Annotated in this window: 19 protein-coding genes; 9 read left to right on the forward strand and 10 right to left on the reverse strand. The window is 74.3% G+C overall.

The window, feature by feature from the left end; translation table 11 throughout:
* From ACZ6O5_RS24900 to ACZ6O5_RS24910, 3 genes are all read right to left on the reverse strand, one after another.
* A complete protein-coding gene (locus ACZ6O5_RS24900) occupies positions 1 to 573 on the reverse strand; it encodes a DUF5709 domain-containing protein (protein WP_281937787.1) in 573 nt (190 codons plus the stop codon).
* Positions 574 to 653: 80 nt separating this feature from the next.
* Entirely contained in the window at positions 654 to 1385 is a 732-nt protein-coding gene (locus ACZ6O5_RS24905) for an ATP-binding protein (RefSeq protein ID WP_465980181.1), read from the reverse strand.
* Positions 1382 to 2383 carry an SDR family oxidoreductase gene (locus ACZ6O5_RS24910; RefSeq protein ID WP_465980182.1) on the reverse strand — a complete coding sequence of 334 codons (1002 nt, stop codon included), beginning with the start codon at positions 2381 to 2383 and terminating at the stop codon, positions 1382 to 1384. The genes ACZ6O5_RS24905 and ACZ6O5_RS24910 overlap by 4 nt, the downstream gene beginning before the upstream one ends.
* Positions 2384 to 2575: 192 nt before the next feature.
* Here ACZ6O5_RS24910 and ACZ6O5_RS24915 point away from each other — a divergent pair, with 192 nt between their 5' ends.
* On the forward strand, positions 2576 to 3826 hold the full coding sequence (locus ACZ6O5_RS24915) for a glycosyltransferase (protein ID WP_107161016.1): 1251 nt from the start codon (positions 2576 to 2578) through the stop codon (positions 3824 to 3826).
* Here the strand turns inward: ACZ6O5_RS24915 and ACZ6O5_RS24920 are convergent.
* The 4 genes from ACZ6O5_RS24920 to aroA all read right to left on the reverse strand — a co-directional run bounded on the left by ACZ6O5_RS24920 (position 3727) and on the right by aroA (position 8013).
* The gene (locus tag ACZ6O5_RS24920) at positions 3727 to 4680 is read right to left on the reverse strand and encodes a hypothetical protein (RefSeq protein ID WP_465980290.1); all 954 of its coding nucleotides are present in this window, start codon (positions 4678 to 4680) and stop codon (positions 3727 to 3729) included. The genes ACZ6O5_RS24915 and ACZ6O5_RS24920 overlap by 100 nt on opposite strands.
* Positions 4681 to 4740: 60 nt before the next feature.
* The gene (hisN, locus tag ACZ6O5_RS24925; protein WP_281937779.1) at positions 4741 to 5559 is read right to left on the reverse strand and encodes a histidinol-phosphatase; all 819 of its coding nucleotides are present in this window, start codon (positions 5557 to 5559) and stop codon (positions 4741 to 4743) included.
* A 60-nt stretch (positions 5560 to 5619) separates the two neighbouring features.
* Positions 5620 to 6507, reverse strand: coding sequence for a ribosome small subunit-dependent GTPase A (rsgA, locus tag ACZ6O5_RS24930; protein ID WP_465980291.1), 888 nt, complete (start codon positions 6505 to 6507; stop codon positions 5620 to 5622).
* Positions 6508 to 6711: 204 nt separating this feature from the next.
* Complete coding sequence (gene aroA, locus ACZ6O5_RS24935) at positions 6712 to 8013, reverse strand: 3-phosphoshikimate 1-carboxyvinyltransferase (RefSeq protein ID WP_465980183.1); 1302 nt, start codon at positions 8011 to 8013, stop codon at positions 6712 to 6714.
* A gap of 102 nt (positions 8014 to 8115) precedes the next feature.
* Between aroA and ACZ6O5_RS24940 the strand changes: the two genes are divergently transcribed.
* The 5 genes from ACZ6O5_RS24940 (at position 8116) to rsrA (ending at position 11603) form a co-directional block, all read left to right on the forward strand.
* Positions 8116 to 8823: an SOS response-associated peptidase gene (locus ACZ6O5_RS24940; RefSeq protein ID WP_465980184.1), complete on the forward strand. Its 708-nt coding sequence runs from the start codon at positions 8116 to 8118 to the stop codon at positions 8821 to 8823.
* Between the two features lie 211 nt (positions 8824 to 9034).
* Positions 9035 to 9427, forward strand: coding sequence for a WhiB family transcriptional regulator (locus ACZ6O5_RS24945; RefSeq protein WP_107161005.1), 393 nt, complete (start codon positions 9035 to 9037; stop codon positions 9425 to 9427).
* A gap of 137 nt (positions 9428 to 9564) precedes the next feature.
* The gene (locus tag ACZ6O5_RS24950) at positions 9565 to 10179 is read left to right on the forward strand and encodes an alpha/beta hydrolase family protein (RefSeq protein ID WP_465980185.1); all 615 of its coding nucleotides are present in this window, start codon (positions 9565 to 9567) and stop codon (positions 10177 to 10179) included.
* A gap of 327 nt (positions 10180 to 10506) precedes the next feature.
* Entirely contained in the window at positions 10507 to 11313 is an 807-nt protein-coding gene (locus ACZ6O5_RS24955) for a sigma-70 family RNA polymerase sigma factor (RefSeq protein ID WP_465980186.1), read from the forward strand.
* Positions 11314 to 11315: 2 nt separating this feature from the next.
* Entirely contained in the window at positions 11316 to 11603 is a 288-nt protein-coding gene (gene rsrA, locus ACZ6O5_RS24960) for a mycothiol system anti-sigma-R factor (RefSeq protein WP_107161067.1), read from the forward strand.
* A gap of 113 nt (positions 11604 to 11716) precedes the next feature.
* Here the strand turns inward: rsrA and ACZ6O5_RS24965 are convergent, their stop codons facing one another.
* Positions 11717 to 11791 carry a 50S ribosomal protein bL37 gene (locus ACZ6O5_RS24965; protein WP_369752275.1) on the reverse strand — a complete coding sequence of 25 codons (75 nt, stop codon included), beginning with the start codon at positions 11789 to 11791 and terminating at the stop codon, positions 11717 to 11719.
* Positions 11792 to 12018: 227 nt separating this feature from the next.
* Here ACZ6O5_RS24965 and ACZ6O5_RS24970 point away from each other — a divergent pair, with 227 nt between their 5' ends.
* Both ACZ6O5_RS24970 and ACZ6O5_RS24975 read left to right on the forward strand, forming a co-directional pair.
* Positions 12019 to 12234 carry a biotin/lipoyl-binding carrier protein gene (locus ACZ6O5_RS24970; protein WP_091068708.1) on the forward strand — a complete coding sequence of 72 codons (216 nt, stop codon included), beginning with the start codon at positions 12019 to 12021 and terminating at the stop codon, positions 12232 to 12234.
* Positions 12231 to 12770 carry a GNAT family N-acetyltransferase gene (locus tag ACZ6O5_RS24975; protein ID WP_465980187.1) on the forward strand — a complete coding sequence of 180 codons (540 nt, stop codon included), beginning with the start codon at positions 12231 to 12233 and terminating at the stop codon, positions 12768 to 12770. The genes ACZ6O5_RS24970 and ACZ6O5_RS24975 overlap by 4 nt, the downstream gene beginning before the upstream one ends.
* 17 nt (positions 12771 to 12787) lie before the next feature.
* Here ACZ6O5_RS24975 and ACZ6O5_RS24980 read toward each other — a convergent pair whose 3' ends face one another.
* The gene (locus ACZ6O5_RS24980) at positions 12788 to 13357 is read right to left on the reverse strand and encodes a TetR/AcrR family transcriptional regulator (RefSeq protein ID WP_357302710.1); all 570 of its coding nucleotides are present in this window, start codon (positions 13355 to 13357) and stop codon (positions 12788 to 12790) included.
* A gap of 119 nt (positions 13358 to 13476) precedes the next feature.
* Between ACZ6O5_RS24980 and ACZ6O5_RS24985 the strand changes: the two genes are divergently transcribed.
* Positions 13477 to 15066 (forward strand): MDR family MFS transporter, encoded by a 1590-nt coding sequence (locus ACZ6O5_RS24985; protein ID WP_465980188.1) that lies wholly within the window; start codon positions 13477 to 13479, stop codon positions 15064 to 15066.
* A gap of 44 nt (positions 15067 to 15110) precedes the next feature.
* Here ACZ6O5_RS24985 and ACZ6O5_RS24990 read toward each other — a convergent pair whose 3' ends face one another.
* Entirely contained in the window at positions 15111 to 16724 is a 1614-nt protein-coding gene (locus ACZ6O5_RS24990) for a tetratricopeptide repeat protein (RefSeq protein ID WP_465980189.1), read from the reverse strand.
* Positions 16725 to 16855: the final 131 nt, after the last annotated feature.

A 16855-nucleotide genomic window follows, 5' to 3' on the forward strand; every position in this document is an offset into this window, starting at 1 on the left:
TCAGTGCGCGGGCGGCGGCTGCGTCTCGTGCACCGCCAGCTCCTCCGCGCTCGCCCCGCCGCCGGCCGCGCCGGCGTCGTAGGCGACGTTGTCGGTCTCCTGGTCGGTGTGTGCGCCCTCGTCCGGCTCGACCAGCCGGCCCACCTCGTGGTCGGCCACGGTGCCGAGCTGGCCGTGGTCGTAGACCGAGACCGGGGAGTGCGGGTCGGAGACCGGGCCCGGGTCGATCACGTCCGCGTCGAGCTGGGCCTGCGCGGCGGCCTCCTCGCTGTCCGCCTCGGCCGCGATGGCCGGGTCGACCGGGCCGGCGAGCGGGTCGTCGGCGGGACGCTCGTACTGCTCGCGGTCGAGTTTGTAGTCCAGCGACTCGCCGTCGAGCTGCTCCTCGGCCGTGGTGCCGAACCGGTCCACGGCGACCGGCGTGCGATCGCCGGGGATCTGGGCCGGCTCCGGGCCGTCCGCCTCGCGCCCGGTCAGCACGTCGTCGTTGGCTGTCGAGTCGTCGTCGGCGGTGTCGGGCAGGCCCTCCGCCTCGGGGTCGGAAACGGGGGTGGGGTACTCGTCGTCGCGCATGTCGGTGAACTACCCACTGCCCTTGCCGCATTAACCGCGAGCGGCGGGGTGGATCGGGAGGAACAGGTCGAAACCGCGCCTCAGTTGCGGAAGGCGGCCTCGTCCTCGGCGTACAGCACGCACCACACCACCTTGCCGTCGGGCAGCGCGGTGCTGCCCCAACGGCGGGCCACCGTGTCGATGAGCAGCAGCCCCCGGCCGCCGACGGAGTCGACCGGGGCCGACCCGGCGAACGCGGGGCGCCCGGCGGAGTGGTCGCGGACGGCCACGTGCAGCGCGCCGCCGCGCGGCGCCAGCCGGAGCGTCATCGGCGTCGCGGCGTGCGCGACCACGTTGTTGACCATCTCGGTGACCGCGATGCAGGCGGGCTCCGCCAGCTCCGGCAGGCCCCACCGGACACACCCGTCGGTGACCAGCGCCCGGGCCTGGCGGGCGGACTCCGCCACCGGCGGCAGGTCGGCGTCGAGCAGCTCGGGGGGCTCGGGGCTCGGCGGCCCGGTCGGATCGAGCAGCAGCTCGGCGGCCGGCCAGTCGGCGACCTCGGCGCGGACCCCGTCGAGCACGTCACGGACCCCCGGGTCGGGGATGCGGACCCCGGACAGGTCGACGCGCACCGGGCCCGGTCGCTGCCAGCACCGGGCGAGCAGCGCGCCGCGCACGGCCTCCACGCCGGCCCGGTCGAGCACGCCGGTCAGCCTGACTGTCGCGGAGGACTCGTCGGGCTCCACCAGGCAACGCGCGTCCGTCGGCATGATCGTCCCATTGTGCACGCCGGTCGCCGTACGCGCATCGGTCCGGTCGACGGGACTCATGATCGTTCCGTCCGGGACCGGCGACTGATCGCCGCGACGGTGCCGACCGCGGTGCCGGCGGCGGCCAGCCCGAAGGCTGCCGTCAGCCGCAGCAGTTGGCCGCGCCGGCCGGACCAGCCGTCGGTCCGGGCCCCCGTCGCGTCGGGCGTGAAGAGGTTGCCGTCGGCGTCCCGGCGTACGCCGGGGCCGAACTGGGTGCGCGCGGTGTACCAGCCGAGCGCGCGCTCGGCCAACGCCGGTGCGAGCCGCCACTGGAGGCCCATCAACCGCGCCGCGCCGCCCGCGTACGCCTCGCGTCGTGGCCGCCGCAGCAGCCGGACCACGGTCTCGGCCACCAGCTCCGGCGGGTAGACCGGCGGCGGCGGCGTCAGCTCCCGCCCGGTGTGGTTGGCCGCGTGCCGGAAGAACGGCGTGTCGATGGTGGCCGGCAGCACCGTGCAGAGCGAGATGTGCCCGCGTCCGGTCACCCGCAGCTCCTGCCGCACCGTGTCGGTCAGCCCGCGGATCGCGTGCTTGGTGGCGTTGTACGCGGACTGGTACGGCATGGCCACCTCGGCCAGCACCGACGCGTTGTTCACCAGCACCCCGCCGCCGGCCGCGGCGAGGTGGGGCAGCGCGGCGCGCGTGCCGTGCACGGTGCCGAGCAGGTTCACGTCGACCACCCGGCGGAACTCGGCCACCGGGATCTCGTCGAACAGCCCCACCGTGCCGACGGCCGCGTTGTTGATCCAGGCGTCGATCCGGCCGAACTCGGCCACCGCGCGGGCGGCCAGCCGTTCCACCGCCTCCGCGTCCGTCACGTCGGTGGGCACCACGAGCGCCCGCCCGCCCAGCTCCCGGCAGTGCGCGGCGACGCGCCGCAACGCGTCCTCGGAGCGGGCCGCCAGCACCACGGCGGCGCCCCGCCCGGCCAGCGCGTAGGCGGTGGCCGCGCCGATCCCGCTGGAGGCACCGGTGAGGACGACGGTGGCTTCGGCGAGACTGCGGGTCAACGGCATTCCCGAGCGGTACCCCGCAGCCGGCCGGTCATGCCGACCGGACCGCGCTGATCAGGTTCGGTCGGAACCGGTGTCCCGTCCACGCGACGCCGGCTCGCGGTGCCGATCTGCCAGGTTTGCGGGCACCGGGCCCGGGTTAATGGGACGCTCTGAACGGGAGACCCCGCCAGCTAGAACGCATGGAGGTGCACCATGCGCGTCGGCCTTGTCTGTGCGCACGCCGGCTCGTCCACCGACGGTCCCACCGTCGGGACTCAGGAGCACATTGCGCGCGTGGCGGCGGAACTCGCCGCCCGAGGCCATGAGGTCCGCGTGTACGAACGCCGCGACGCCGCCGCCCAACCGGCCCTGGCCGAGCTGGACGGCTACCGCCTGGAACGCGTCCCGGTCGGCCCGCCCGATCCGCTGCCCACCGTCGAGCTGGTGCCGTACGTGGCCGAGTTCGGCCGCTGGCTGGCCGGCGAGTGGTCCGGCGACTGGACGCCCGAGGTGGTGCACGGGCACTACTGGGTGGGTGGCCTGGCCGCCGCCCACGCGGTCCGCGCGACCGACATCCCGGTTGTGCAGACCTTCCACTCGCTCGGCGTCGAGCAGCTCCGCCACCTCGGCCGGGGCTACGCCGGGCCGGGCCAGCGGATCCCGCTGGAACGGGCGCTGACCCGGGCCGTGGACGTGGCGGTCGCCCAGTGCAACGACGAGGTCGACGAGCTGACCCGGATGGGCCTGCAACGCACCTCGGTGGCGATGGTGCCGACCGGCGTGGACACCGGGTACTTCCATCCGGACGGTGAGGCCGCGCCCCGGGACCAGCGGCCGAGGATCCTCTCCGTCGGCGGGCTCACGCCCGGCCACGGCCAGGACGACCTGATCCGGGCGATGCGGCTGGTCGGCGACGCGGAGCTGGTGATCGCCGGTGGGCCGCCGGCCGAGCGGCTGGCCGGGCACGCGGAGGCGCGCCGGCTACGCCAACTGGCCGAGCGGGCCGGCGTGGCGGAGCGGATCCACCTGGTCGGCGCCGTCCCGCACGACCAGATGGCCACCTGGTACCGCTCCGCGGACGTGGTGGCCTGCACGCCGCACTACTCGTCCGCCGGGCGGGTGTCGCTGGAGGCGATGGCCTGCGGCGTGCCGGTGGTCGGCTACGCCATGGGCGGCATCGCCGACGCGGTGGTCGACGAGGTGACCGGCAAGCTGGTGCCGCCGGGCGACATCCGCACGCTCGGGGTCACCCTGCGTCGGGTGCTCACCGACAACGCCGGGCGGTTCGCGTACGGGCACGCCGCGGTGGACCGGGTGCGGTGCAGCTACACCTGGGAGCGGACGGCGGCGGCGCTGGAGCGGCTCTACGAGCGGGTGATCGGGCGTCGCCGGCCGGCCACCCCGGTGGAGCCGACCCCGCCGGTCGAGGTGGTCGCCGAACGCGGGCCGGTCGAGGCGGCCTGAGCCGGCACCACCCCGACACCGATCATCGCCGGCCCCCGGTCCCGGACGGCCGGGTGGTGGTGCTGCGGCTGGGCGTACCGGGTCAGGCCGACCACGGCGGCCAAGGTGACCAGGAAGCCGAGCCCGGCCAGCCACTCCCGGCCGGGCCAGATCTTGTCGCCGAGCAGCAGCACCCCGATGATCGCCGCGGGCACCGCGCCGGCCGCGTCCATCGCGGCCACCGCCGCGGTGGTCGAACCACGCTGCATGGCCAGACCGAGCAGGAGCTGGCCGACCAGCGAGTGGGCGATCAGCAGGTAGAGCAGCGGATCACGGACGAACGCCTCGGTCGACTCGGCGGAGGCCAGCGGGCGGGCCGCCACCGCGGCGGCGGAGAACGCCATCCCGGCCAGTGACCCGAGCACCACCGACCCGGGCGCGCCGTGCAGCCGGGCGGCGAAGAAACCGGACGCGGCGATCGCGCCGAGCGCCGTCACCAGGCCGACCAGCCCGGCGGTGCCGAGCTGCCGGGACGGCGCCGGCTCGGCCGACAGCACCAGCGCGGTGATCCCGCCGAACAGCAGCACCAGCAGCCCGACCTCGGCGGCCGGCAGCCGCCACTTGAGCACCAGCACGCCGAGCACCGCGGTCACCCCCAGCCCGGCCGCCACACTGGCCTGGACCAGGAACAGCGGCAGGTCCCGGCGGGCCAGGAAGGCCAGCACGAAACCGACGATCTGGCAGGTCAACCCGATGAGGTACGTCCGGTGGCTGGCCAGCCGCAGCAGCAGCCCCGGGTCGAAGGTGTGGTGCACGGTGGTCCGCGCGGCGGCCACCGACTGGAGCAGGTTGGCGAAGCCGTACGCGACGATCATCGCCGCGAGGAAGCACCAACCGGAGGAGACCACCTGGCGAGGATAGAGGCTCGGGCCCGGTCAGCGCTCGGCTGGCCGGCCGAGCCGGTCCAGGATGTCGTCGTGCAGCGGGCCGTTGCTGGCCACGGCGCTGATGTCGGCCGAGTCCGCGCCGGCCGGCGCGGGGCGCCCGGCCAGGTCGGTGAACCGGCCACCGGCCTCGGTGACGATCGGCACCAACGCGGCGACGTCCCACAGCGACAGCTCCGGCTCCACCATCACGTCCAGTGCCCCCTCGGCCAACAGCATGTAGCCGTAGAAGTCGCCGTACGCCCGGCTGCGCCAGGTGTCCCGCATGAGTTGCAGCATCGCGTCCAGCCGCCCGGCCTGTTCCCAACCGGTCAGCGACGAGTAGCAGACGCTCGCGTCGGCCAGCGCCGTGACGCCGGAGACCCGGATCGGGGTGGCCTCCGCCGGGCCGGTACCGGCGAACGCGCCGGCGCCGAGCGCGCCCCACCAGCGCCGGCCCAGCGCCGGCGCGGAGACCAGACCGAGCACCGGCCGGTCGTGCTCCAGCAGCGCGATCAGCGTGGCCCAGACCGGGACCCCCCGGACGAAGTTCTTCGTCCCGTCGATCGGGTCGACCACCCAGCGTCGCCCGTCCGGGCCGGCGGCGGGCTGCTCGCCGTACTCCTCGCCGAGCAGGCCGTCGGCGGGTCGGTGGGCAGCCAGCAGGGCCCGGATCTCCCGCTCCACGGCGGTGTCCGCGTCGGAGACCGGGGTCAGGTCCGGCTTCGACTCCACCCGCAGGTCGAGCGCGCGGAACCGGGCCGCCGAGACGGCGTCCGCGGCGTCCGCGAGCAGGTGGGCGAGGGCGAGGTCGTCGGCGTACCCGGTCATGGTCGACACGGTAGTGCGGCGCGCGCGGCCGGTGCCGGCGGGTGGCCGCCGGCCCGCCGGTCAGGACCCGGCGAGCGGATCACCCGGGTTGCGCTCGGGCTCCCGCACGTCGCCCTCGCCGAGCCGCGAGGCCAGCAGCCGCCGGTACGACGCGAGCCGGCGCGGGTCTGCCTTGCCGGCGGCCACCCAGGCGTCCAGCGCGCAGTCCGCCTCGTCGGTGCCGTGCGGACAGTTGGCCGGGCAGTCCACGGTCGCCTCGACCAGGTCGGCGAAGCCGTGCAGCAGGCTCTCCGCGGACACGTGCGCCAGCCCGAAGCTGCGGACGCCGGGGGTGTCGACGATCCACCCCGGGCCCGCGTCGGGGCCCGCGGGCAGGCGCAGCGCCACCGCGCTGGTCGAGGTGTGCCGGCCCCGGCCGATCGCGCTGACCGTGCCGACCGCCCGTTCCGCCGCCGGGACCAGGCGGTTGACAAGCGTCGACTTGCCCACCCCGGAGTGCCCCACCAGGACCGAGACCCGGCCGGCGAGCAGCGTGCGCAGGTCGGCCAGGTCGGAGCCGGGCCGGATCAGCACGTACGGCAGCTCCAGCTCGGTGTAGTAGCCGACCACCGCCTCCGGGCCGGCCAGGTCGGCCTTGGTGAGGCAGAGCAGCGGCTCGATGCCGGCGTCGTACGCCGCCACCAGGCAGCGGTCGATGAACCCGGTGCGCGGCGGCGGGTCGGCCAGCGCGCTGACGATCACGAGCTGGTCGGCGTTCGCCACCACCACCCGCTCCAGCCGCCCCTCCGCGGTGGACTCGTCGTCGTCGGCGGTACGTCGCAGCACCGAGGTGCGTTCGGCGATGCGCACGATGCGGGCCAGCGCGCCGGGCGCGCCGGTGACGTCACCGACCAGCCACACCCGGTCGCCCACCACCACCGACTTGCGGCCCAGCTCGCGGGCGCGCATGGCGGTGACGACCGGGTCGTCCGGGCCGGCGTCCGGCCGGACGCAGGTGTAGCGCCCCCGGTCGACCGCGATCACGAACCCGTCGACCGCGTCGGCGTGCCGGGGCCGGGTGCGGGTGCGCGGGCGCGACGACCGGCCGGGGCGCACCCGCACGTCGTCCTCGTCGTACTCCCGCCGCTTGGTCGCCAGGGCGTCCCCCCACTGTCAGTTCTTGCCGGTCACCATCCCCGACCATAGTGCCGGGAACTCCGGCATGGTCTTCGAGGTGCACGTCACGTCGTCGACCTCGATGCCGGGGACGGCCAGCCCGGCCACCGCCGCGGCGTGCGCCATCCGGTGGTCGGCGTACGTCCGGAAGGTCCCGCCGCGCAGCGGGCGGGGCCGGATCTCCAGCCCGTCGCGGGTCTCGGTGATGTCGGCGCCGAGCGTGGTGAACTCTGTCGCCAGCGCGGTGACCCGGTCGGTCTCGTGGCCCCGGATGTGGCTGATCCCGGTCAGCCGGGACGGGCCGTCGGCCAGCAGGGTGAGCGCGGTCAGCACCGGGGTCAGCTCGCCGACGTCGGAGAGGTCGGCGTCCAGCCCGCGCACCGTGCCGGTGCCCCGCACGGTCAGCCCGCCGGTGCCCAGCGTCACCTCGGCGCCCATCCGCTGCAACAGCGCGCGCAGCCGCTCGACCGGTTGGAGGCTGCTGCGCGGCCAGCCCTGGAGGGTGACCTCGCCGCCGGTGATCAGCGCGGCGGCGAAGAACGGCGCGGCGCCGGAGAGGTCCGGCTCGATCTCCCAGCCACGGCCGGTGAGCGGGCCCGGCTCGACCACCCAGACGTCGGGGGTGGTGTCGTCCACGGCGGCCCCGGCGGCACGCAGCATCTGCACGGTCATCCGTACGTGTGGCGCGGACGGCACCGGCGGGCCCTGGTGCCGGACCACGACGCCCCGATCGAAGCGGGGCGCGGCCAGCAGCAGCCCGGAGACCAGCTGACTGGACGCGGAGGCGTCGATGACCACCTCGCCGCCGGTCACCCGGCCGGTGCCCAGGACGACGAGCGGCAGGCTGCCGGTCGGCGGCGTGTCGACGCGGACGCCGAGCGCCCGCAGCGCGCCGATCAGCGGCCCGAGCGGGCGGGTGCGGGCGTGCGGGTCGCCGTCGAACGTGACCCGTCCGGCGGCCAGCCCGGCCACCGGGGGCAGGAAGCGCATCACGGTGCCGGCCAGGCCGACGTCGACGTGCGCCGGACCGACCGGCTGGTGCGGCCGGACCAGCCAGCGGTCGTCGTCGGAGACCGACATGTGGGCGCCCAGCGCGCGCAGGCCGCCGGCCATCAGTTCGGTGTCCCGGGCGCGCAGCGGCCGGTCGAGCGTCGACGGCCCGCTGGCCAGCGCCGCGAGCACCAACGCCCGGGCGGTCATCGACTTGGAGCCGGGCAGGCGCAGCGTCGCGGCGACCGGGTCACTCGCGGTCGGCGCGGTCCACGGCTGCGGCGGACGCGTAGCGGTCAGATTCCCCACGCTCACATTCTGCCAAGCCGGCGGCCCGGTGGGACCGGCCCGCGGGCTGGCTCCCGTTGGGCGGGACAGCCGGAACGGCCGGGTGGGGCTAGCGTGGGCGCCATGTGCGGGAGGTACGCGACGACCCGGAGCGCGGGCGACCTGAGCGCGTTGTTCGAGTCCGTCGACTCGACCGGCGAGGTCGAGCCCGACTACAACGTCGCCCCGACCGACCGGGCGCCGCTGGTCCGGCTCGCGCCGGAGGGGCACCGGCTGCTCTCGCTGGGCCGGTGGGGGCTGCTCCCGTCCTGGGCCCGTAGCGCGTCCGGCGCCGCCCGCATGATCAACGCGCGGGCCGAGACGATCGCCACCAGCCGGGCGTACGCGCCGTCCTTCGCCCGCCGCCGCTGCCTGGTGCCGGCCGACGGGTGGTACGAGTGGGTCCGCCGTCCCGACGGCGGCCGGCAGCCCTACTTCATGACCCCGCGGGACGGCTCGGTGCTGGCCCTCGCCGGCATCTGGTCGGTGTGGGAGTCGGCCGGTTCGGCCCGGCTCACGTTCAGCGTGCTGACCACCGCGGCGCTCGGTGAGCTGGCCGAGGTGCACGACCGGATGCCGCTGTTGCTGCCGCGGGAGCGCTGGGCGGCCTGGCTCGGCCCGACCGACGAGCCGGCCGCGTTGCTCGTCCCGCCGGACGCCGGGCAACTCGCCGGGTTGGAGATCCGTCCGGTCTCCCCGGCGGTCGGCGACGTCCGCAACGACGGTCCCGAGCTGATCGCCCGGGTCGTTCCGGAGGGTGCGGAGGCGGACGCCGAGCCGACGCTGTTCTGACCGCGTCCAGCACATTGTCGAGTGCTGATTTGCCGGGGTTGCGCCTGAAACGTCGCCCGGCCGTTTAGTCATGTTTACCGAAGACCCTTGTCCCCGCGTGTACGAATGCGATAGAACACAGCGCCGGTGATGGGTGTCTGTTCGCACGGGGCGAATGACAACCATCGATCTCTGAAAGATCTTCGCCGGTCCCACGGGGGAGGTGGGTGTATTGACACGGGCACGCATGCCACGCCCGCACGAGGTGGCCGCCGCGCGGCGTGATCCGCGACTGCTGCGGGCCTTGCGCGAGCGACGACAGGATGAGGCGTGGCGCACCAGGGGCACCTGCCAGAGCGTCGATCCGGAGACGTTCTTTCCGGCCCCGAACGAACCAGCCGATGCGGCGGTCGCGCTCTGCCGCACCTGCGACGTCCAAGGTTCCTGCCTGGCCTGGGCGTTGGAGGTGGGCGACTGCCACGGCGTCTGGGGCGGCACCACGCCGCGTGAGCGACGAGCCATGCTGGTCGCCTGGCGCAGTGAGGTGCAGCCGGATCCGGACGCGGCCGACGAACCCGGGCCGCCGGTCCGGGACCGCCTGCTCACGCTGGTGCCGTTGAGCTGATGTCGACCGTCGCCCGCGGTCCGGTCCTCCCGGAGCGCGGGCGACGGCACGTGTGCGGCGCCCGCCGACACGCTGTCGTGTCGGCGTCTCGCCCGTCGGGCTCTCGCCGGGCGGACCGGTGTGCGCAGAATGGGCCGGTGCCGCACGACGACGAGATCGACACGCCCCGAGGGCCGGCCCGGGTCCGGCTCGACCCGCCGGCCAGGGTCGGCGGCACCGTGCTGGTGCTGGGCCACGGCGCGGGCGGCGACGTCGACGCGCCCGATCTGGTGGCGGTCCGCGACGCGGTCCGTGCCGCCGGAGCGGGTGTGGTCCTGGTCACCCAGCCGTACCGGGTCGCCGGCCGGCGCGCGCCGGCGCCGGCCGGGCACCTCGACGAGGCGTGGACCGCCGTGCTGACCGAGCTGCGCCGGCGACTGCCGGAAGCCGGCCGCTGGGCGGTGGGTGGTCGGTCCAGTGGCGCCCGGGTGGCCTGCCGGACCGCCCGCGCCGTCCGGGCGGTGGGCGTGGTGGCGTTGGCGTTCCCGTTGCACCCGCCCGGCCGGCCGGACCGGTCGCGGGCCGCCGAGCTGGGCACCGGCCTGCCCACGCTTGTGGTCAACGGCGACCGGGATCCGTTCGGCGTACCCGGTTCCGGGCCCGGCGTGGACGTGGTGATCCGGCCGGGGGAGCGGCACGACCTGCGGACCGACCCGGCCGGCACGGCTGCCGTGGTCCGGGACTGGCTCACCGCCCGGGGTTGGCTGTTCTGAGCGCCGGCCGTGGCGCGTGACCCGGCCCGGCGGTGATCGTTGCACCGGGTGGCGCCGGCCGCCCGACCCGGGCGGCCCGGGGCCACCTCCCAGGCCCTTCCTGGTCCCAGCTCCCGGTCGCGGCCGAAGCTGGGACCAGGAACGGCGACCCACCCCTGTCCCGCCCCCTGTCCCGCCGCGTCGATCATGAAGTTGGCGTGCGCTCAGCGGACGAATCGCCAGGTCAACTCCATGATCACCGCAGCGCTGGGACGGCGGCGGAATGTCGGGGGCGGTGGGTCGCGTTGAGCCCTTTGGAAGACATCGCCAGCGTGAGGGGGGTGACCGGTGCCGATCGAGACACGGAGCCGGAAGCGGGACGAACGGGACGAACGGCAGCTCAGGCGGCTGCTCGACGCGCCGGAGTGGCCCGCGTCGGTGTCGGCCGTGAGCACCGGCACACACTCGGGAAGTGAATCTGCCGCCAGGCGGGTACGCGTATCCTCGGCGGGAAAGCATCCGAGGCGAGGGGATGTGCGGTTGACCACCGAGAAGACGGACGAGCGGAGGGCCCGCTTCGAGCGGGACGCGATGCCCTTCGTCGACCAGCTCTACGCTGCCGGGCTGCGGATGACCCGCAACCCGGCGGATGCCGAGGATCTGGTCCAGGAGACGTACCTGAAGGCGTACGCCGCCTTCCACCAGTTCGAGCAGGGCACGAACCTGAAGGCCTGGTTGTACCGGATCCTGACCAACACCTACATCAACTCCTACCGGAAGCGGCAGCGCCAGCCCGTGCAGGCGCCGACCGACGAGATCACGGACTGGCAGCTCGCCGAGGCGGAGTCGCACACGTCCAGCGGTCTGCGCTCGGCGGAGACCGAGGCGCTCGACCGGCTGCCGGACAGCGACGTCAAGGAGGCCCTCCAGCAGTTGCCGGAGGAGTTCCGCCTGGCGGTCTACCTGACCGACGTCGAGGGCTTCTCCTACAAGGAGGTCGCCGACATCATGGGCACGCCGATCGGCACCGTGATGTCCCGCCTGCACCGTGGCCGACGCAATTTGCGGAAGCTGCTCGAGCGATACGCGGCGGAGCGCGGATTCAGTGCGTCGCCGTCGAAGGGTTCGACCGCTGCCGCCGGCCGGGAGGTGTGACCGTGAGCTGTGGACAACCGCATGAGACGGACTGCCACGAGGTGCTCGCCGAGGTCTACCTCTACCTCGACCTGGAGTGCGCCGAGGAGCGCCGGACGCTGATCCGGCACCACCTCGAGGAGTGCGGGCCGTGCCTGCGCGAGTACGGCATCGAGCAGGAGGTCAAGGCGCTCGTCGCCCGCTGCTGCGGCAACGAGGCCGCGCCGGAGAAGCTGCGCGAGCGGCTGCGGCTGCGGCTGACCGAGCTGGTGGTCTTCGAGACCACCGAGTCCCGCGAGCTGGCCGACTGAGGAGCACGACCGACCACACGCCGGTGGCCCGGGTCCGCACGGACCCGGGCCACCGGTGTGTCCGGCCCACGGGCCGGTTGAGAGCCGATGCGGCCCTCGCGCTGATCGGGTGATCAGGAGTTGGGACGCTTGCCGTGGTTGGCGCTGCTCTTCTTCCGGGCCTTCTTCTTCCGGGCCTTCTTCGCCATGCTCTGCCTCCTAGTGCTGGTCACGGTCCGGCCGCGGGCGAGCGCGGCGGAGGTCGCGTACGGTCCCCGGGTCACCCCGGGTGCCGACCCGGACGATGCTAGTGCCGCCGACCCTGCCCGGGACGGGGTGGGGCGAGTCGGAGCGCCGGTGGTCCGAGATTCGACGTGACCGGCGTCATGATTGGATGACCGTTCGCAGGACTGTCGGGGAGAGGGAGGGCCGGAAGATGGCCGAGGAGATCCGCGCCGAGATGGTGGCGAACGTCTGGAAGGTCGTCGCGTCGGCCGGGGACACCGTGTCCGAGGGCGACACGCTGGTGATCCTGGAGTCGATGAAGATGGAGATCCCGGTGGTGGCCGAGTCCGACGGCGTGGTGCAGCAGTTGGCGGTCAACGAGGGCGACGTGGTGCAGGACGGCGACCTGATCGCGGTGATCGGTTGACCCGCCCGCTCGTGCGCCGCGCCGAGCCGGCGGAGTTCCCGGCGGTGGCCCGCCTGACGGTGGCCGCGTACGAGGCGGACGGCCAGCTCAAGGGCGAGACCGGGTACGCGCCGGTGCTCGCCGACGTGGCCGGCCGGGCGGCGACCGGTGAGGTGCTGGTGGCCGTGGACGGCGGCACCGGCGTGGTGCTCGGCGCGGTGACGTTCGTGCTGCCGGGCACCCCGTACGCGGAACTCGCCGGGCCCGGTGAGGCGGAGTTCCGGATGCTCGCGGTGGATCCGGCCGCGCAGGGCCGGGGCGCCGGCGTGGCGCTGGTCGAGGCGTGCGTGGCGCGTGCCGCCGAGCTGGGCTGCTCGGCGGTGGTGATCTGCGTACGCGCCGGCATGGCGGCGACCGCGTGGCGCCTCTACGACCGGTTCGGGTTCGTCCGCGCGCCGGAGAAGGACTGGGCCCCGCAGCCCGGGATCGAGCTGCTCGGCCTGCGCCGAGTGCTGACCACCCCCGCCGACCGCCGCGCCCTCACCGACGCGCCCTGACCGCCGGGGCGGCGCCGTCAGCCCTTGTCGCCGATCTTGGCGAGCAGTTCCTCGGCCACCTCGAGGGCGATCTTTTTGCGTTCCTCGTCGGTGACGCCCGGTGCGCGCACCGCGAACCAGCTGCTGTGCACCGCGAACAGGGTGAGCGCGGCGCGTAGCTGGGCGGCCGGCGAGTCGTCGCCGCGGCTCAGCTCGCCGGCCAGCCGCATCATCCGGTCCCGCATCTGCTGACCGGCGGCGAGGCTCTTGAGCACGGTCTGGTTCTGTTCGAAGAACCGCATCACCTTGGGCAGCTCGCCGGCGAACATGGCGTCGGCGTACTGGGCGATGAGCGCGCGTCGGGTCGCCAGCGTGGCGGGCTGTTCCGCGGCCCAGGCGATCAGCTCGTCCATCCGGCGCAGCCGGTCGTCGACGAAGCTGGTGACGATCTCGTCCTTGCTCTTGAAGTGGTAGTAGAGCGCGGCCTTGGTCACGTTGAGCCGCTCGGCGATCTCCCGCAGCGAGGTCTTCTCGTAACCCTGCTCGGTGAAGAGCTCCAGCGCGACGGCTTGGATCCGTTGCCGCGTGCCGCCTGTGCTCTCGCTCACCCGACCGACACCTTCCTATCCGCTTGACGTTCGTCCGGTAGGCAGCTTACCGTGCGGCTAGTAAGTTAACTAGCCGGGCGGCAAGTAAGTCGACCACCGATCCGCGGGGGAGCCTACCGATGAGTCAACCAGCCCCGGACATCGCGAGACCCAATGTCCGCGTCGTCCTGTTCGGCCTGATGATCGCGATGATGCTCGCGATGCTCGACAACATGATCGTCAGCACCGCGCTGCCGCGCATCGTGTTCGAGTTCGGCGGCGCCGACCACTTCACCTGGGTGGTCACCGCGTACGTGCTGGGCACCACGGTCTCCACCCCGATCTGGGGCAAGCTCGGTGACCTCTACGGCCGCAAGGCGGTCTTCCTCACCGCGGTGGTCGTCTTCCTGATCGGCTCCGCGCTCTGCGGCATGTCCGGCTCCGGCGTCTTCGGCGGCACCGACAGCGGGATGATGGAGCTGATCGCCTTCCGGGCGGTCCAGGGCCTCGGCGCGGGCGGCCTGATGGTCGGCGTCATGGCGATCATCGGGGACCTGGTCCCGCCGCGTGAGCGGGGTCGCTACCAGGGCATGATCGCCGGCATCATGGCCATCGCCATGGTGGCCGGCCCGCTGGTCGGCGGTTTCATCACCGACCACCTCTCCTGGCGCTGGGCGTTCTACGTCAACCTGCCGCTGGGCGGCGTGGCGCTGCTGCTGCTCGCGACCACCATGCACCTGCCGAAGTACCGCACCGAGCACAAGATCGACTGGCTGGGCGCGGCGCTGCTCTCCGTCGGCATCACCGCGATCGTGCTGGTCACCACCTGGGGCGGCAACGAGTACGACTGGTCCTCGCCGCAGATCCTCGGGCTGGCCGCGCTGGCGGTGGTCGCGCTTGTCGCGTTCGCGCTCGTGGAACGGCGGGTGCCCGAGCCGATCCTGCCGCTGGGCCTGTTCGCCAACCGTAACTTCGCGCTCATCTCGGTGATCGGCTTCCTGCTCGGCTTCGCCATGTTCGGCGCGATGAACTTCCTGCCGCTCTACCAGCAGACCGTGCAGGGCGCCTCGGCCACCAACAGCGGCCTGCTGCTGCTCCCGCTGATGTTCGGCATGCTGGTGGTCTCGCTGGTGGTCGGCCGCACCATCACGAAGACCGGCCGCTACCGGGCCTTCCCGATCGTCGGCGGCGTGGTGATGGCCGTCGGCATGGGGCTGCTCAGCCTGCTCTCCCTGGACACCAGCAAGGCCCAGTCCTCGCTCTACATGGTCGTGCTCGGCGTCGGCATGGGTTTCCTGATGCAGACGTCGATGCTGATCGCGCAGAACAGCGTCGAGCAGAAGGACTTGGGCGCGGCGAGCGGCGCGGCCACGTTCTTCCGGTCCATCGGCGGCTCGTTCGGCGTCTCGCTCTTCGGCGCCGTCTTCGCCAACCGGCTGGCCGACTCGGCCGCCGGTCCGGCCTTCGCCGGTGGCGGCGGCGGTGAGGGCGGTGCGATGAACCTGGAGGCGCTGAAGAAGCTCACCGGCCCGGCCCGGGAACTGGTGCTCGGCGCGCTCTCCGACGCCATCTCGCACGTGTTCCTCTGGGCCGTCTTCATCACCGTGGCGGTCCCGGTGCTCGCCTGGTTCATCAAGGAGGTGCCGCTGCGCGCGACGAACGACACCCCGCCCCCCGGCGCCACCCCCGAGGACGAGGCCGAGATCGCACTCGGCAAGGCCCCGGTGTAAGGAGGGGGCCCCGGTTAACGCCTGGCGATGTGAAGGGGCCCCTCCTAACGCCCCGCGCGGCGGAACAGGCCGGTGAGGCGTCGCCACAACCGGCGCAGCGGGCCGGCGTCGGCGGCGGCGACCAGCGCGTCGGCCGTCGCGCGGGCGGGCGCGTCGAGGGCCGGGGTGGCCCGCGCCAGATGCGCCAGCGCCACCGCCGCCGGGGTGCGACGGACCCGACCGGCCGCCACCCCGGCGAGCCGCCCGGCCACCAGGCCGGCCACGTCGGCGCGTACGGCGGGGTCCACCCAGGCGGCGGTGATCAGGGCGAACAGTGCCGCCTCGGCCACCGCACCCGGCTCGCCCCCGGCCAGGTCCCGCAGTACCCGGCGGCGGGTCGACTCCGCCCACGGCTCGTCGGTCCGGTGGTGCAGCAGGCCGAGACACGCCCAGACCTGCGCGCACCGGGCCCAGAGCGCCGGGTCCTGAGCGCCGAGCACCCGGCCCAGCGCGGTCGGCGGCGCGTCCGGCGGGTACGCCAGCAGGCCGAGCAGATCGGTCAGGTCCAGCGTGGCCAGCCCGACCGCGGCGTCGTACGCGGCCGGGGGATGCGGCCACGCCGGGTGCGCCACCTGCTGGAGCCGCAGCACCGCGTCGTCCGACGGGCGCGTGGCGTCGTCCGGCGCGGGCGGCCGGTCGGCGGGGGCCGGGGTCACCTGGCCGAGCCAGGGGCGTCCACGGCAGCACTCGGCGAGGTCGCCGTGCTCGTGCGTGTCGTCCGGGTGGTCGCGGACGAAGTCGGCGAGCGCCACCAGGTGGTCCACGTTCCCGTCGCGCAGGAAACGCAGCCGGTACGCGGTGTGCACGGCGCAGTCGAACGTCGGGTCCTTGGCCAGCGCCCGGTCGACCCAGCCCAGCGCCGCGTCGAGCCGGCCGTGGTCGGCCAACGTGCCGGCGATGTCGGCGTAGACCGCCAGGTCGTCCGGGTCGAGCGCGACCGCACGTTCCAGCGCGGCCAGCGCGTCGGCGGTCCGGCCGGCGCTGCGGTACGCGTACCCGAGCCACACCTCGCCGAGTTTGGTGGGCTCCGCGCGTACCCCCCGGGTGGCCCAGGTGACCGCGAGGGCGACCTCGCCGAGCCGCCGGGCCAGCGCGGACGCCGCGCCCAGCAGCAGCGGGTGGTCCGGATGCACGGTGATCGCGTTGCGGGCCAGCGTGAGGTACGGCTGGAGCGGCTCGCGCAGCCGGCGCGGGACCGGGTCGGGCGCGGCGGCGCAGACCTGCATGAGGATCCGGGCGGCGCGCTCCGGGTCGAGCCGTTCCGGCAGGTCGGCGGCGGTCACCCAGGGCACGGCGGCCCACGGCGCGCCGGGCGCGTAGCCGGTGGCGGCGGCCAGCAGGTCGAGCCCCTCGGCGGGGCGGCCGGCGGCGGCGAGCAGGTGCGCCCGGGCCACCACGGCGCCGACGAAGGCGTGCTGGCCGAGCGGGAAGAGATCCAGGTCGCCGCCGCTGGCCGCGGCGAGCCGGGCGAGCGTCTCGTGCGCCTCGGGCAGCGTGGGGGAGCGCACCAGCGCGGCGGCCACGTGGTCGGCGGCGTGCCGGAGGTCGCCCTCGCCCAGCGCCAGCCGGGCCAGCGCGAGTTCCTCCTCCGCGGAGAGCGCGGCGTCGTCCTCGGGCACGTCGTCCTCTCGCCGGCGGGTCGGTCAGCCGGGCAAGCCTAGGGGATCTTGTCGACGAGTGGTGATCCACTGCGCACTACTGCTCATTGCTTTGCTGGTTGCGGCGCAAACGTGCAAGACTGAGCATCGAA

It is taken from the genome of Micromonospora sp. NPDC049201, assembly GCF_055586805.1.